Source organism: Vulcanococcus sp. DEBay_Sum22DG08_74 (assembly GCF_017852955.1).
GTDB lineage: Bacteria > Cyanobacteriota > Cyanobacteriia > PCC-6307 > Cyanobiaceae > Vulcanococcus.
Map to the genome: position 1 here is coordinate 1 of NZ_JAFMKL010000011.1, position 13097 is coordinate 13097.

Consider the following 13097-nt stretch of genomic DNA (forward strand, 5'->3'; position numbering starts at 1 on the left):
GCCGCGGCAGCCGAGCGCCTGGGTCCGAAGGGGATCTATCCGAATGTCGACTTCTATTCCGGCTTGGTCTACCGAAAACTGGGCATTCCCCAGGACCTATTCACCCCGATCTTTGCGATCGCGCGCACCGCAGGCTGGCTGGCCCACTGGAAAGAACAGCTCGGTGCCAACCGCATCTACCGGCCCACGCAGATCTACACCGGCTCCAGCGGCCGCGATTGGCAGCCGATCGAAGGCCGTTAAGGGCTGCGCCGGCCTAAGTTGCCCCCATCAACAGACCACCCATGGTGATCGCCAATCCCGCTGTCGTGAGTGCCGGGCTCGACCTTGAGGCCAGCTTCACGGACGTGCTGCAGGGCTTCGGCTTGTCGCCGGGGATGGCCCACCTGCTCTGGCTGCCGCTGCCGATGCTGGTGGTCCTGGTGGCTGCAGTCGTTGGCGTGTTGGTCAACGTCTGGCTCGAGCGGAAGATCTCGGCTGCCGTTCAGCAGCGAATCGGCCCCGAATACGCCGGTGCCCTGGGCATCCTTCAGCCCCTCGCGGACGGCCTGAAGCTGCTGTTCAAAGAGGACATCATTCCGGCCCGAGCCGACGGCCTGCTGTTCACCCTGGGCCCGGTGCTGGTCCTGGTGCCGGTGATCCTGAGCTGGTTGGTCGTGCCCTTCGGCCAGCACCTGCTGATCAGCAATGTCGGCGTCGGCATCTTTCTCTGGATTTCCCTGAGCAGCATCCAGCCCATTGGCTTGCTGATGGCTGGCTACGCCTCGAATAACAAGTACTCCCTGCTCGGTGGCTTGCGGGCCGCCGCCCAGTCGATCTCCTACGAGATCCCCCTCGCCTTGGCGGTGCTGGCCGTGGTGATGATGAGCAACTCCCTCAGCACGGTTGACATCGTCAACCAGCAGACCGGTGCGGGGATCCTCAGCTGGAACATCTGGCGCCAGCCCGTCGGCTTCGTGATCTTCTGGATCTGCGCCCTGGCCGAATGTGAGCGCCTTCCCTTCGACTTGCCGGAGGCTGAAGAGGAGTTGGTGGCTGGCTACCAGACCGAATACGCCGGCATGAAGTTCGCCCTCTTCTATCTGGGCAGCTACATCAACCTGGTGCTCTCCGCCCTGCTGGTGGCGGTGCTCTACCTGGGTGGCTGGGGCTTCCCGCTTCCCGTCGAGTGGGTGGTGAACCTGACGGGTCAGCCGATCGACGCTCCCCTGGTGCAGGTGATCACCGCCACCACCGGGATCGTGATGACGGTCCTGAAGGCCTACCTGCTGGTGTTCTTCGCGATCCTGCTGCGCTGGACCGTTCCCCGGGTGCGCATTGACCAGCTGCTGGACCTGGGTTGGAAGTTCCTGTTGCCCGTCGCCCTGGTCAACCTGCTGGTGACCGCTGGTCTGAAGCTCGCGTTCCCGGCCTTCTTCGGCGGTTAATTCCCCACCGCCACCCCCCTTTGCCAGGTCGCCAGGCCATCATGGTGCCGGCGCCACCGCCCCTTCCCACCACTCCATGTTCGGGTTCCTCAAGAAAGTCGGTGACTACACCCGCGATGCGGTGGGTGCGGCCAACTACCTCGCCCAGGGGCTTTCGGTCACCTTTGACCACCTTCAGCGCAGGCCGATCACGGTTCAGTACCCCTACGAAAAACTGATTCCGTCGGAGCGCTACCGCGGCCGAATCCACTACGAGTTCGACAAGTGCATCGCCTGTGAGGTGTGTGTGCGCGTCTGCCCGATCAACCTGCCGGTGGTGGATTGGGTGATGAACAAAGCCACCAAGAAAAAGGAACTGCGCAACTACTCCATCGACTTCGGGGTGTGCATCTTCTGCGGCAACTGTGTCGAGTACTGCCCGACCAACTGCCTCTCGATGACCGAGGAGTACGAGCTGGCGGCCTTCGATCGCCACAGCCTGAACTACGACAACGTCGCCCTCGGCCGTCTCCCCACCAGCGTCACCAGCGACCCAGCGGTCTTGCCCCTGCGGGAGCTGGCCTATCTGCCGAAAGGGGAGATGGATCCCCATGGCGTGGATCCCAATCGTCCGCGGGCCGGCAAACTGCCCGCTGACGTCCTCAAGACCCTGCCGAAGGAGGAGAACGCCTGATGACCATTGCTTCCTCCACGCAGTTCATCTGCTTTGTCTTCCTCTCAGCAGCGGTCGCCATCGGCGCCCTTGGCGTGGTCCTGCTGCCGAGCATCGTCTATTCCGCCTTTTTGCTGGGCGGCGTGTTCCTCTCGGTTGCCGGTCTCTACCTGCTGCTGAATGCCAGTTTCGTGGCGGCCGCCCAGGTGCTCGTCTACGTCGGTGCGGTCAACGTCCTGATCCTGTTCGCGATCATGCTCGTGAACAAGAAGGAAGACCTGGCGGCGATCCCTGGCCTGGCCGTGCGTCGCTTCCTCTCCGGTGCAGTGTGCGCTGGTTTGTTTGCCCTGCTGCTGCGGGTGGCCTTCACGACCCCCTGGGCCTTGCCCGGCCCGACCCCCATTGGCGAAGAGGCCACCATTCGCATCGGTGAGCACCTCTTCAGCGACTACCTGCTGCCATTCGAGCTGGCGTCAGTCCTGCTGTTGATGGCGATGATCGGCGCGATCGTCCTGGCCCGCCGCGATGTCTTCAGCACCGATGTGGTCACCGGCGAACCCGCTGATCAGGGTTTGATCGAGAAATCCCGCACGCCCCTGCTCCTGGAGAAAACCAACTGATGTCCATCGAGCTGCCCACCACCGTTCCTCTCCAGGGCTATCTCGCCTTGGCCGCCATCCTGTTTTGCACGGGTGTCTGGGGATTGATCAACAGCCGCAACGCCGTGCGGGTACTCATGAGCATCGAGCTGATGCTCAATGCGGTGAACATCAACCTGATGGCCTTCTCCAGCTACCTCGATGGCCAGCTGATTCGCGGACAGGTCTTTGCAATTTTCGTGATCACCGTGGCGGCTGCTGAGGCTGCCGTCGGCCTGGCGATCCTTCTCTCTCTGTATCGGAACCGTGAAACGGTGGATATGGAGCGTTTCAACTTGCTGCGTTGGTAGCCAGGCTGGGCGCGAGCTCAGCTCTGGCTTATGCGCCTTGAGACCGTCTGGTTGATCCATCGAGCGGCCAGCCAGGCTGCCCTGCGCCAAGCCCGGCGTTGCGCCCAGATCTTGCGCGATCAAGGCGTCAAGGTCGCCGTGGCCATGAGTGGGGCCAGTGCGAACCCCTTCCCCGGACTCTTGGCGGATGAGGGGAGTCCGCCGGATTTGGCCGTGGTGCTGGGCGGAGACGGAACGGTGCTTGGGGCCGCGCGGCACCTGGCGTCCCTGGACGTGCCGATCCTCTCGTTCAATGTCGGCGGTCATTTCGGCTTTTTGACCCAGGAGCGCAAGCTGCTGGGCCATGGTCATGAAGCCGAGGGTTCCTTCGATCTCTGGCAGCGACTTCGGGACGATCGCTTTGCCCTTGAGCGGCGCATGATGCTCGAGGCGCGCACCGACAGCAGCGACACGGTGCATACGGCCCTCAATGACCTCTACCTGAGGCCCGGGATCGACGAGGTCACCCCCACCTGCGTCCTGGAGTTGGAGATTGATGGGGAGGTGGTTGATCAGTTCCGGGGGGATGGCCTGATCATGTCGACCGCGACCGGCTCAACGGGGTATTCGATGGCGGCCGGCGGCCCGATCCTGCATCCCGGTGTGGAGGCGATTGTGGTGAACCCGATCTGTCCGATGAGCCTCTCCAGCCGTCCTTTGGTGGTTCCGCCCCGGGCGCAGTTGGCGGTCTGGCCGCTGGGTCCCTCCAACAGTCGGGTGCGCCTCTGGAAGGACGGGGCCTTCGCGGCGGTTCTGGAGCCCGGGGATCGCTGTGATGTGCGCCGCTCCCCCCATCACGCCTTGATGGTGTTGCTGGAGCAGAGCCCCTCCTACTACCGCACCTTGACCCATAAGTTGCATTGGGCCGGCAGTTTGACGGCCGCCGAGCCGTCTCCCAACTAGAGCAAGCCCATGGCCCTCGAGATTGAGCGTCGTTTTCTGGTCTCCGGTCAGCAGTGGCGCTCCGTGGTGTCTTGGCAGCGGGACTTCGCCCAGGGGTACCTGCCGAACTCCTCCCAGGCGATGACCTCGCGGGTCCGCCTGGCCGGCGTCGATGAGGCTTGGCTGACGCTCAAATTCCCCGCCGGCGGAATCGCCCGGCAAGAGTTTGAGTACGCGATTCCGGCGGCCGATGCTTCGGCGTTGCTCGAGCGCTGTGAGGCGCAGCTGATTAAGCGTCGCTTCGGCTTGGATTTACCGGGTGGGGACTGGGTTCTGGATGTCTTTGCAGGGGAGAACGCCCCCTTGGTTCTGGCCGAAGTGGAACTGGAGCGGGCCGATCAGGCCGTGGAGATCCCGGATTGGTGCGTGCGGGAGATCACCGGGCTGGGCCAATTCAGCAATGCGGCCTTGGCAAGCCATCCCTGGGCCCGCTGGAGCGAGGCGGAGCGGACCCCCTGGCTGGAGCACAGCTGAGCTGCCTTAGGATTTGCTTAAGGATTGACCAGGTTGTTCGTTGCTCGGCCTTTACGACCAAGACGGAGTGCTCCGCTGCTGTGGGCTGGATCAGGCCGAGTGCCTCGCCTACGCCGAGCTCTTTGCCCTGGGCGAGGGTGCCTTCAGCATTGAGCCGCTGTTCGCGGCGGTGGAGTCGGGAGCTAGTCCTCGTCCCCAGGCAGGTTGCAGCAATTGAAGCCATCGCGGCAGATCTTGCCGTGATCCATCGCCCAATTCAGTAGCGCCACGCGGTTCTTGGCGCCCGTTTTGGTGAAGACGTTGCTGACGTGGTTGTCCACGGTGCGTTTGCTGATCATCAGGTTCTCGCCAATCTCCTGATTGGTGAGGCCTTGGGCGACGAGTTGGATGATCTCCAGTTCGCGCTCGGAGAGGTCCATGGGGGAATGGCCGAGGCTGCTTCGATCAGTCATCCATGCCCCGAGACGCCTTGTCACTGTAGGCAGCCGATCCCATCTGGGCATGGCAGCGGTGGTTAATGATGGGCCCTGTTAAGCAAGGTTGTTTTGCGGCTACAGCAGGCGCTTGAGGCGGGCCAGTTTGCCCTGACGGCAGAGGTGATGCCCCCCCGTGGCGGGGAGATCAAGCGGACCCTTGAGCACGCTGCGTTGCTGAAGGACTGGGTGCACGCCGTGAACGTCACCGACGGCAGCCGCGCCGTCATGCGGATGAGCAGCCTGGCGGTCTGTCGGCTGTTGCTAGACGCCGGTGTCGAGCCGGTCTGGCAGCAGGCCTGCCGGGACCGCAATCGCATTGGTCTGCAGGCCGATCTGCTGGGGGCCCATGCCCTGGGGATCAGAAACATCCTCTGTCTGACGGGGGACCCGGTTCGGGCGGGAGATCAACCGCAGGCCCGGCCGGTCAACGAGTTGGAGTCGGTGCGCTTGCTCAAGCAGGTGGCGGCCTTTAACCGCGGTGAGGATCCGGTGGATGGCCCCCTACCGGATGGTCCAACGGACCTGTTCGCCGGTGCAGCGGCCGATCCGCAAAGCCCCAGTTGGAGTGGCCTAAGCAGCCGAATCCGCCGGAAGCAGCAGGCGGGCGCGCGATTTGTGCAGACCCAGATGGTGATGGACGAGGACTGCCTGAAGCGTTTCGTCGATGAGATCACCGCACCCTTAGGACTGCCGGTACTGGCGGGGGTGTTTCTCCTGAAATCGGCGAAAAACGCCGCCTTCATTAACCGCGTCGTTCCCGGCGCCTGTATTCCTCAATCGATCATTGATCGACTCGCCGCCGCGAGCAATCCAGCGGACGAGGGAATCACCATCGCCGCGGAACAGGTCCGTCGCTACGCCCAAACCTGTCAGGGCGTTCACCTGATGGCCGTGAAGGCCGAGGAGCGCATTCCCCTGATCCTGGAGCGCGCGGGATTCAGCTCGCGCTGCTGATCGCTAGATCGGTGCCGAGCAGGTCGGCCATGGCCTTCTGTTGCGCAGAGGGCTTGGCGTAGTCCTGGCGACGGGCGTCGGTGATCAGCCAGTCCAGGGCTGCTTCTTGGAGATCGAAGTGGTCGCCATTGCGGTCAACGCAGTAACGACCAAAGACCAACTTCTCGACCAAACGAACGCCGGGTCCGATGCGGGAGTAGTCAAAGATGATCGAGTTGTCGATCGTGGCGCCTTCGCAGATGTGGCAGCTCGGTCCGATCATCGCGGGGCCAATGATTGTGGCGCCGTCTTCGATCTTGGTCATGCCGCCGACGTAAATCGGTCCCTCGACATGGATCTTGTCCCAGTTGGCTGCCACGTTGAGGCCGGCATAGATGCCCGGACGGATTTCCTTGCCGGGGATTTGAACCTGGCGCACTTCGCCCTGCAGAACACTGCGGATGGCCTGCCAGTAGTCGGGGACTTTGCCGATATCGACCCACTCGAAGTCCATCGGCAGGGCGTAGAACGGTGCGCCGTTGGCGACCAGCTGGGGGAAGAGGTCAGAGCCGATGTCGAAGGGAACACCCTCGGGGACAAAATCGAGAACTTCCGGCTCGAAGATGTAGATGCCGGTGTTGATCATGTCGCTGGCGGCTTCTTCCACAGAGGGCTTCTCTTGGAAGGAACGCACCCGGCCGTCGTCATCGGTGACCACGACGCCGTAGCTGCTGACCTGGTCCCGGGGAACGCGCTTGGTGATCAAGCTCGCCATCGCCCCTTTGGCCTTGTGGCGCTTCACGGCTTCGCTGAGATCGAGGTCGATCAGCGCATCTCCGCAGAGCACCACGAAGGTGTCATCAAAGAAGTGTTGGAAGGTCTGAATTTTTTTGAGGCCACCGGCGGAGCCAACGGCATCACCAATCAGTTCGCCGTCTTCAATCCGTCCTTCAAAGCTGTAGGCGATTTCAACGCCAAAGCGTTGACCATCGCGGAAATAGTTCTCGATCTCCTCAGCCAGGTGGGAGACATTCACCATGATTTCGGTGAACCCGTGCTCCCGCAAAAGCTCCAGCAGAAACTCCATCACGGGTTTCTGAAGGATGGGGATCATCGGCTTCGGGATCGTGTGAGTAATGGGTCTCACACGGGTTCCCTTGCCCGCGGCCAGGATCATCGCCTTCATCGCGCCACCCTACGCAAAAGACTTAGGCCGCAATGGGTTCACGAGCCGGCCCCCGAGCTGACCCCAGTTCAGAGGGCAGCGGCAGTTGCACCGATTCCCGCTCATCGAGCAGCCGCTTGAGTTGCAAGGGCCCGAACAAGCCGCCCTGCTGCTCCAACTCCACTTTTCCTTGGGAGCAGAGGAACAGCAGCGCCCAAAACACCCCCACCCGATCGCTGTCCAGATCCTCTGGTGCGACGGCAGCCCAGGCCTCCACGAGACCCTCAAAACCCGTCCACTCCAGGGATTGGGGCCACTGCAGCAGGAACTGGCTCAGGGCGGCGGTGGTTTCCGGCAGTTTCTCGCGGTGGGCGAGGGCGGCGACCTGCTCGATGGCGGCCCGGTCGCTGTAGCGGCGGCTGCGTTGGCGGTTGCGGACTTGTCCCTCTTCCTGCTCGAGCCGCTCGGCGATGTCCTCGAGTTGCCGGATCAGTTCGCCCAGGGTCACCGGGCGCTGCAGCGGTGGCGGGGCTACGGGGCGCCGCAGCAGATGGCGCTCCGGTTTGCGGGGGAGCTCCAGCCCAGGGGTGAGCAGCCAACCCTGCCCCTCGGCATCGAAGTCAAAGTCATACCCCTCGTCCAGTTCGGGTTCAGGGGGGAAGGTCTGGGCCTCGAGGACCTCCGCCTTCAGGCTGACCAGCACCGAGGCGGCGAGGAAGGCTTCGCTGGTTTCGGCGAGGTCCTGTTCGTAGCTGCCGCCGCGTCCCTTGTTGAGGGCCGCCACGAGCTTGGGCACTTCAATGCGCTGCCGCAGCTGATCGAGAAAGCCGTCGACGACAGCGATGACATCGACGTCCCAGGGGTCGAGATCACCCCGCTCGGCGGCGTCCTGCAACAGCCGGATCGCAAGCCTGGCGCCACCTTCGGCCACGGTTTCTTGCGGACTGGACTGAAGGTACCGGCTTGAAGCGGGTTAAGCCAGTGCCCAAGAGCGATCTGAGCCCATTCTTTTCATGGGCTTCTTGGCCAATCTTGCGCCCCTAGGCGTGCAATTAAGCGGCCTCGCCCTGGGCGGAGCTTTCGCCAGCGGCTGGGAGCAGGCCCAGCTGGGCATCCACGGTGGCGCGGTAGCGCTGCACGTCTTCCTCAAGCTCGCGAATGCGCACCTGTTGTGCTTCGTACTCGCCAGGATCGGTCTGGCTTTCGACCCGCTTGACCACACCGGTCCAGACGGCAAAGACCCAGGCGGCGGTTGCGCCGACACCGCCCACCACCAGCAGCAGTGCGGCGAGGGGCATGGTGGTGGTCAGCCCGGGCAGAAAGCGCACGGTGGTGGGCGCGGTGTTCTCCAGGGTGAACATCACCGTGGCCAGACCAAAACTGAAGATCAGCAGGAAGTTCAGCTGCTTCATGGCTGCGAGGGGCCGCTGTTGAGCTGTTTTTGAGATTACGAAGATCTTGCACGCGCAGCCGCTGAGAGGCTGCGCTTCGTAATGGCCCTAGCTCAGGGCTGGTGCCTGCAGGGGGGCCTGGCGAATCAGGCCTGCTCCGGCAGGAGCGGTCAGGGCCTTCATCGCACTCTCGTTTCGGGCCACCAACTGTTCCATGGAGGCCTTGTAGCTGTCGGTCATCAGGCGTGGGTAGAGGCCAATGCCGATGATCGGAACCAGCAGGCAACCGATGATGTAGATCTCCCGCGGCTCGGCATCCACCAGGTTGGTGTGGTCGACGAGCTCGGCCTTCTCCTTGCCGTAGAAGATCTCCCGCAACATCGAGAGCAGGTAGATCGGGGTGAGGATCACGCCGATGGCCGCCAGGCCATCGATGGCCACCCGGAAGGGAAGGGTGTAGGCGTCATCGGTGGCAAAGCCGACGAAGACCATCAGCTCGCTGACGAAGCCGCTCATCCCGGGCAGGGCCAAGGAAGCGAGGGAGCAGACCGTCCAGAGCGCAAACATCTTGCGCATCTTCTGGCCCACACCACCCATCTCGTCGAGCTGGAGGGTGTGGGTTCGGTCGTAGGTGGCACCCACCAGGAAGAACAGGGAGGCGCCGATCAGGCCGTGGCTGATCATCTGCAGCATCGCCCCGCTGGAGCCCAGCGCACTGAAACTGCCGATGCCGATCAGCACAAAGCCCATGTGGCTGATCGAGCTGTAGGCGATTTTGCGTTTGAGGTTGCGTTGGGCGAAGGAGGTCAGGGCGGCGTAAATGATGTTCACCACGCCCAGGACGACCAGCAGTGGCGCGAAGACCGCATGCCCATCCGGAAGGATCTGGCAGTTGAAACGCAGCAGGGCGTAGCCGCCCATCTTCAGCAGAATCCCGGCCAGCAGCATGTGGACCGGGGCCGTCGCTTCGCCGTGGGCATCCGGGAGCCAGGTGTGCAGCGGAACGATGGGGAGCTTGACGCCAAAGGCGATCAGTAGGCCCGCATAGGCCAGGAGTTGGAACTTCAAGGAGAAGCCCTTGGCCATCAAGTCGCTGTACTCAAAGCTGGTGGTCCCGCCGTAGAAGGCCATGGCCAGGCCCGCCAGGAGGATGAACAGCGAACTGCCAGCGGTGTAAAGGATGAACTTGGTGGCGGCGTACTGGCGTTTTTTCCCGCCCCAGATCGCCAAGAGCAGATAGACCGGCAGCAGCTCCAGCTCCCAGGCCAGGAAGAACAGCAGCATGTCCTGGACAGCGAAGACGGCGATCTGGCCGCCATCCATCGCCAGCAGCAGGAAATAGAACAGGCGGGGCTTGAAGCTCACGGGCCAGGCCGCCAGCACGGCCAGGGCAGTAATGAAGCTGGTCAGCAGGATCAGCGGCATGGAGATCCCGTCGGCTCCAACCGACCAGGACAGCCCCACTTGCGGGAGCCAGCTGACCCGCTCCACCAATTGCAGATTCGGGTCGCTGGGGTCGTACCCCGTCAGATACGCCCCAACGGTGATCAAAAAGGTGATCAGGGCCACGCCCAGGGCAAACCAGCGGACCTGTTTGCCATCTCCCTTGTCAGGGATAAACGGAATGCAGAGGGCCGCTGCAATCGGGAACAGGATCGAGGCGCTGAGCCACGGGAATGCCGAGCTGCTCGCCTGTTCCGTCGCTACGGCCAGGGTTGAGACGAAGTCCAGGATCACCGAAAGCGAATCGCTTTAGGCGGAGTGTAGAAATGCTCACCGTGACGCGCCCCTGGGAGTGGGCGATGTCACACAGAGCGTTGTGCGAAGGCCTCAGCCCAGGGCTCCGAAGAGCACCACCAGGGCGATCACCCCTCCGAAAACGATCAGCGCATAGAACTGCGCACGGCCGGTCTCGAAGTATTTGAGGCCCTCTCCACTCCCCAGGGTGACCAGGCCGGTGAGGTTCACGACCCCATCAACCACCTTGGAGTCCACCTCCAGCACCGAGCGCGCCAGTTTGCGGCTGCCCTGAACGAAGAGCTTGTCGTTGATGTCGTCCAGGTACCACTTGTTCGCCAGGAAGGCATTGATGCTGGGGAAACGACCCGCCACTGCAGTCGCCAGGTCCAGCTTGCGCAGGGCGTAGGCCAGGACGGCCACGCTGATGCCGATCACCGAGATCGTCACGGAGGCTCCGGCTAAGGGCAGGAATTCAGACCAGCTGAAGTGTTCTGCCACCTCGGCGGCTTCCTGGGGATCGAGGAGGGTGCCGAACCGGCTGTTCCAGGGCACACCCAAGAGACCCACCAAGACCGAGGGGACCGCCAGGACGGCCAAGGGCATGGCCATCTGCCAGCCGGATTCATGGGGATGATCGGCGTGGGCATGGTGTTCGCCATGGTCCTCGCCGTGCTCGTCCCCTCCCTTGCCGGCAGCGGCCATCAGCTGGGCTTGCATCGCCTTGTCGTTGCCGCGGAACTCCCCTTCAAAGGTCAGGAAGTAGAGGCGGAACATGTAGAAGGCGGTCATCCCGGCGGTGACAAAGCCCGCGGCCCAGAGGATCGGGAAGCTGCCAAAGGCTTGGCCCAGGATTTCGTCCTTGCTCCAGAAACCAGCCAGGGGCGGGATACCGCTGATGGCCAGGCAGCCAATAAAGAAGGTGCTGCTGGTGACGGGCATGTACTTGCGCAGCCCGCCCATCAACCGCATGTCTTGGGCGAGGACCGCCTCGTGGCCGACCACCTCTTCCATGGCGTGGATCACTGAGCCAGAGCCCAGGAAGAGCATGGCCTTAAAGAAGGCGTGGGTCACCAGGTGGAACATGCCCGCCACCGGGGCGCCACAACCCATGGCCAGCATCATGTAGCCCAGTTGGCTGACGGTGCTGTAGGCCAGGCCCTTCTTCAGATCCATCTGGGTGAGGGCGATCGAGGCCCCCAGGAAGAGCGTGATTGTGCCGATCACGGCCACCACGACCTGCACCTCAGGGAAGGGCACGTAGACCGGTTGCAGGCGCGCCACCAGGAAGACACCCGCCGCCACCATCGTGGCCGCATGGATTAGGGCTGAGATGGGGGTTGGGCCCTCCATCGCATCCGGCAGCCAGACGTGCAGGGGGAACTGGGCCGACTTGGCCATCGGACCCATGAAGACCAGCAGGCACAGCAGGATCGCGATGCCGTTGGAGACGCTGCCGGAGCTGATGGCCTCTTGCAGGCGCACCCCGATCTCTTCAAAGCCGAAGCTGCCGGTGGCCCAGAACAGGCCGAGGATGCCCAGCAGCAGGCCGAAGTCACCGACGCGGTTCACCACAAAGGCTTTCTGGGCGGCATTGGCGGCGCCATCGCGGTCGTACCAGAAGCCCACCAGCAGGTAGGAGCACATGCCCACCAGCTCCCAGAAGACATAGATCTGGAGCAGGTTGGGGCTGATCACCAGGCCCAGCATCGAGCTGCTGAAGAGGGCGAGGTAGGTGAAAAAGCGGACATAGCCCTTGTCGTGGGCCATGTAGCCATCGGAGTAGATCATCACCAGCACGGCGATGGTCGTCACCAGCGAGAGCATGACGGCGCCGAGCGCGTCGACGCGGAAGCCCATCTCCAAGGTGAAGGCCCCGGCGCTGGCCCAGTCGAAGAGCACCTCTGTGGCCCCGGCGCCCGCCAGCTGCTGGGCGAGAACGGCGTAACTCAAGACCGCCGCGGCTCCGACACAGCTGATCAACAGCAGCGCAACCGGTTTGCGCAGGCGGTTGACCGTGCGGTTAAAGCTGATCAGCCCCAGGCCAACGATCGCGGCCCCGATCAGCGGGAGCACCGGGATGAGCCAGGCGAGTTCGGCGGGCGACGGCATCCGGCACTCAGGGAATCAGGGCGAGTGTAGGCAGCCCCGCGGGCGCTTATCCCAGCCAGTGCGCGAGCCCTAATCGACTGAAGCCTGTCGCGGCCAGCCCGATGTAGCGGTGGGCCCACCAGAAGACCCCAACGGCGATGGCGATGCCCAGTTGGGCGGGCCTGAGGAATTCAGAGGCCACCAGCTGTTGACGTCCATCCAGCACCGCGGCGAAGGGAACGATGGAGGTGCTGGCCCTGAGCTCCTCAAAGGCTTCGCCAAACCGGTTGCTGAGACGGCGATCACCGTTCCAAACGGCAAAGAGATGGTGGGCGATCAAGCCAAGGCAGGTCGCGACCATGAAGCTGCTGCCAATCCAGAGCAGATGGGTGCAGCACCAGAGGATCTGGCCAATGGCCTGGGGGTGGCGGCTGACGCGAATGATGCCGGTGGCGTACATGCGCACCTGGGGCTTGAGGACCGCCGGGATCTCCAGCAGGTTGTAGGTGGCTGGGTAGAGGAAGAGAAAGGAGATGGCTGTCCCGACCCAGACCAGGGGCACGATCCAGGGCTGGTCCTGGAGATTCCAGAGCCGGATCCCGTCGTAGCGGTGGGCGAGGAAGTAACCGATCACCACCACGGCAGAGGGAATGCTGACGGCGGCAAACAACAGCCGCCAGGCCCGCTCACCAATGCGCTCAGCCCCCCAGTACCGCAGAGAGGCCCCGCCGCTGTGGATGACGGCGAAGACCAGGAGTAGAGCCAGCATCACCAGGCTGCTGTGGTGGAGGTGGCTGGCGCTGCTCAAGGCTCAGGGTTGC

The 13097-nt window shown here is 63.4% G+C and carries 15 protein-coding genes; 8 read left to right on the plus strand and 7 right to left on the minus strand.

Going from position 1 to position 13097, the window contains the following annotated elements; genetic code table 11:
- From QZ184_RS02780 to QZ184_RS02810, 7 genes are all read left to right on the plus strand, one after another.
- Positions 1-243, plus strand: a 243-nt coding sequence (locus tag QZ184_RS02780; RefSeq protein WP_296418054.1) for a citrate/2-methylcitrate synthase, incomplete at its 5' end; no start/stop codon positions are given.
- 65 nt (positions 244-308) lie between these two features.
- Positions 309-1427 (plus strand): NADH-quinone oxidoreductase subunit NuoH, encoded by a 1119-nt coding sequence (nuoH, locus tag QZ184_RS02785; RefSeq protein ID WP_010313366.1) that lies wholly within the window; start codon positions 309-311, stop codon positions 1425-1427.
- A 76-nt stretch (positions 1428-1503) separates the two neighbouring features.
- Positions 1504-2100, plus strand: coding sequence for an NAD(P)H-quinone oxidoreductase subunit I (ndhI, locus tag QZ184_RS02790; protein WP_296416200.1), 597 nt, complete (start codon positions 1504-1506; stop codon positions 2098-2100).
- Positions 2100-2699, plus strand: a complete 600-nt coding sequence (locus QZ184_RS02795) for an NADH-quinone oxidoreductase subunit J (RefSeq protein ID WP_247476874.1) — start codon at positions 2100-2102, stop codon at positions 2697-2699. The genes ndhI and QZ184_RS02795 overlap by 1 nt, the downstream gene beginning before the upstream one ends.
- Positions 2699-3028: an NADH-quinone oxidoreductase subunit NuoK gene (nuoK, locus tag QZ184_RS02800; protein WP_010313359.1), complete on the plus strand. Its 330-nt coding sequence runs from the start codon at positions 2699-2701 to the stop codon at positions 3026-3028. The genes QZ184_RS02795 and nuoK overlap by 1 nt, the downstream gene beginning before the upstream one ends.
- A gap of 30 nt (positions 3029-3058) precedes the next feature.
- Positions 3059-3970, plus strand: a complete 912-nt coding sequence (locus QZ184_RS02805) for an NAD(+) kinase (RefSeq protein ID WP_247476876.1) — start codon at positions 3059-3061, stop codon at positions 3968-3970.
- A 9-nt stretch (positions 3971-3979) separates the two neighbouring features.
- Positions 3980-4483, plus strand: a complete 504-nt coding sequence (locus tag QZ184_RS02810) for a CYTH domain-containing protein (RefSeq protein ID WP_296416201.1) — start codon at positions 3980-3982, stop codon at positions 4481-4483.
- Positions 4484-4665: 182 nt separating this feature from the next.
- Here QZ184_RS02810 and QZ184_RS02815 read toward each other — a convergent pair whose 3' ends face one another.
- Positions 4666-4935 (minus strand): response regulator transcription factor, encoded by a 270-nt coding sequence (locus QZ184_RS02815; protein ID WP_010313351.1) that lies wholly within the window; start codon positions 4933-4935, stop codon positions 4666-4668.
- Positions 4936-5082: 147 nt separating this feature from the next.
- On the opposite strand from QZ184_RS02815, the gene QZ184_RS02820 reads away from it, so the two are divergent.
- Positions 5083-5913, plus strand: coding sequence for a methylenetetrahydrofolate reductase (locus QZ184_RS02820; RefSeq protein ID WP_296418059.1), 831 nt, complete (start codon positions 5083-5085; stop codon positions 5911-5913).
- Here QZ184_RS02820 and QZ184_RS02825 read toward each other — a convergent pair.
- The 6 genes from QZ184_RS02825 to QZ184_RS02850 all read right to left on the minus strand — a co-directional run bounded on the left by QZ184_RS02825 (position 5897) and on the right by QZ184_RS02850 (position 13045).
- Positions 5897-7078 carry an NDP-sugar synthase gene (locus QZ184_RS02825; RefSeq protein WP_247476879.1) on the minus strand — a complete coding sequence of 394 codons (1182 nt, stop codon included), beginning with the start codon at positions 7076-7078 and terminating at the stop codon, positions 5897-5899. The genes QZ184_RS02820 and QZ184_RS02825 overlap by 17 nt on opposite strands.
- A 22-nt stretch (positions 7079-7100) precedes the next feature.
- On the minus strand, positions 7101-7988 hold the full coding sequence (locus tag QZ184_RS02830) for a segregation/condensation protein A (RefSeq protein WP_010313344.1): 888 nt from the start codon (positions 7986-7988) through the stop codon (positions 7101-7103).
- A gap of 121 nt (positions 7989-8109) precedes the next feature.
- Positions 8110-8469, minus strand: coding sequence for a LapA family protein (locus QZ184_RS02835; protein ID WP_010313342.1), 360 nt, complete (start codon positions 8467-8469; stop codon positions 8110-8112).
- Positions 8470-8556: 87 nt separating this feature from the next.
- The gene (locus QZ184_RS02840; protein ID WP_296416216.1) at positions 8557-10161 is read right to left on the minus strand and encodes an NAD(P)H-quinone oxidoreductase subunit 4; all 1605 of its coding nucleotides are present in this window, start codon (positions 10159-10161) and stop codon (positions 8557-8559) included.
- Between the two features lie 117 nt (positions 10162-10278).
- Positions 10279-12297, minus strand: coding sequence for an NAD(P)H-quinone oxidoreductase subunit 5 (locus tag QZ184_RS02845; RefSeq protein ID WP_296418062.1), 2019 nt, complete (start codon positions 12295-12297; stop codon positions 10279-10281).
- A gap of 46 nt (positions 12298-12343) precedes the next feature.
- The gene (locus QZ184_RS02850; RefSeq protein WP_296416217.1) at positions 12344-13045 is read right to left on the minus strand and encodes an NnrU family protein; all 702 of its coding nucleotides are present in this window, start codon (positions 13043-13045) and stop codon (positions 12344-12346) included.
- Between the last annotated feature and the right edge of the window lie 52 nt (positions 13046-13097).

Excerpts from the sequence above, each read along its gene's own strand:
- ndhI (WP_296416200.1), top strand. The coding sequence starts at position 1,504 with ATGTTCGGGTTCCTCAAGAAAGTCGGTGACTACACCCGCGATGCGGTG.
- QZ184_RS02795 (WP_247476874.1), top strand. The coding sequence starts at position 2,100 with ATGACCATTGCTTCCTCCACGCAGTTCATCTGCTTTGTCTTCCTCTCA.
- nuoK (WP_010313359.1), top strand. The coding sequence starts at position 2,699 with ATGTCCATCGAGCTGCCCACCACCGTTCCTCTCCAGGGCTATCTCGCC.
- QZ184_RS02805 (WP_247476876.1), top strand. The coding sequence starts at position 3,059 with ATGCGCCTTGAGACCGTCTGGTTGATCCATCGAGCGGCCAGCCAGGCT.
- QZ184_RS02810 (WP_296416201.1), top strand. The coding sequence starts at position 3,980 with ATGGCCCTCGAGATTGAGCGTCGTTTTCTGGTCTCCGGTCAGCAGTGG.
- QZ184_RS02815 (WP_010313351.1), bottom strand. The coding sequence starts at position 4,935 with ATGACTGATCGAAGCAGCCTCGGCCATTCCCCCATGGACCTCTCCGAG.
- QZ184_RS02820 (WP_296418059.1), top strand. The coding sequence starts at position 5,083 with ATGCCCCCCCGTGGCGGGGAGATCAAGCGGACCCTTGAGCACGCTGCG.
- QZ184_RS02825 (WP_247476879.1), bottom strand. The coding sequence starts at position 7,078 with ATGAAGGCGATGATCCTGGCCGCGGGCAAGGGAACCCGTGTGAGACCC.
- QZ184_RS02835 (WP_010313342.1), bottom strand. The coding sequence starts at position 8,469 with ATGAAGCAGCTGAACTTCCTGCTGATCTTCAGTTTTGGTCTGGCCACG.
- QZ184_RS02845 (WP_296418062.1), bottom strand. The coding sequence starts at position 12,297 with ATGCCGTCGCCCGCCGAACTCGCCTGGCTCATCCCGGTGCTCCCGCTG.
- QZ184_RS02850 (WP_296416217.1), bottom strand. The coding sequence starts at position 13,045 with ATGCTGGCTCTACTCCTGGTCTTCGCCGTCATCCACAGCGGCGGGGCC.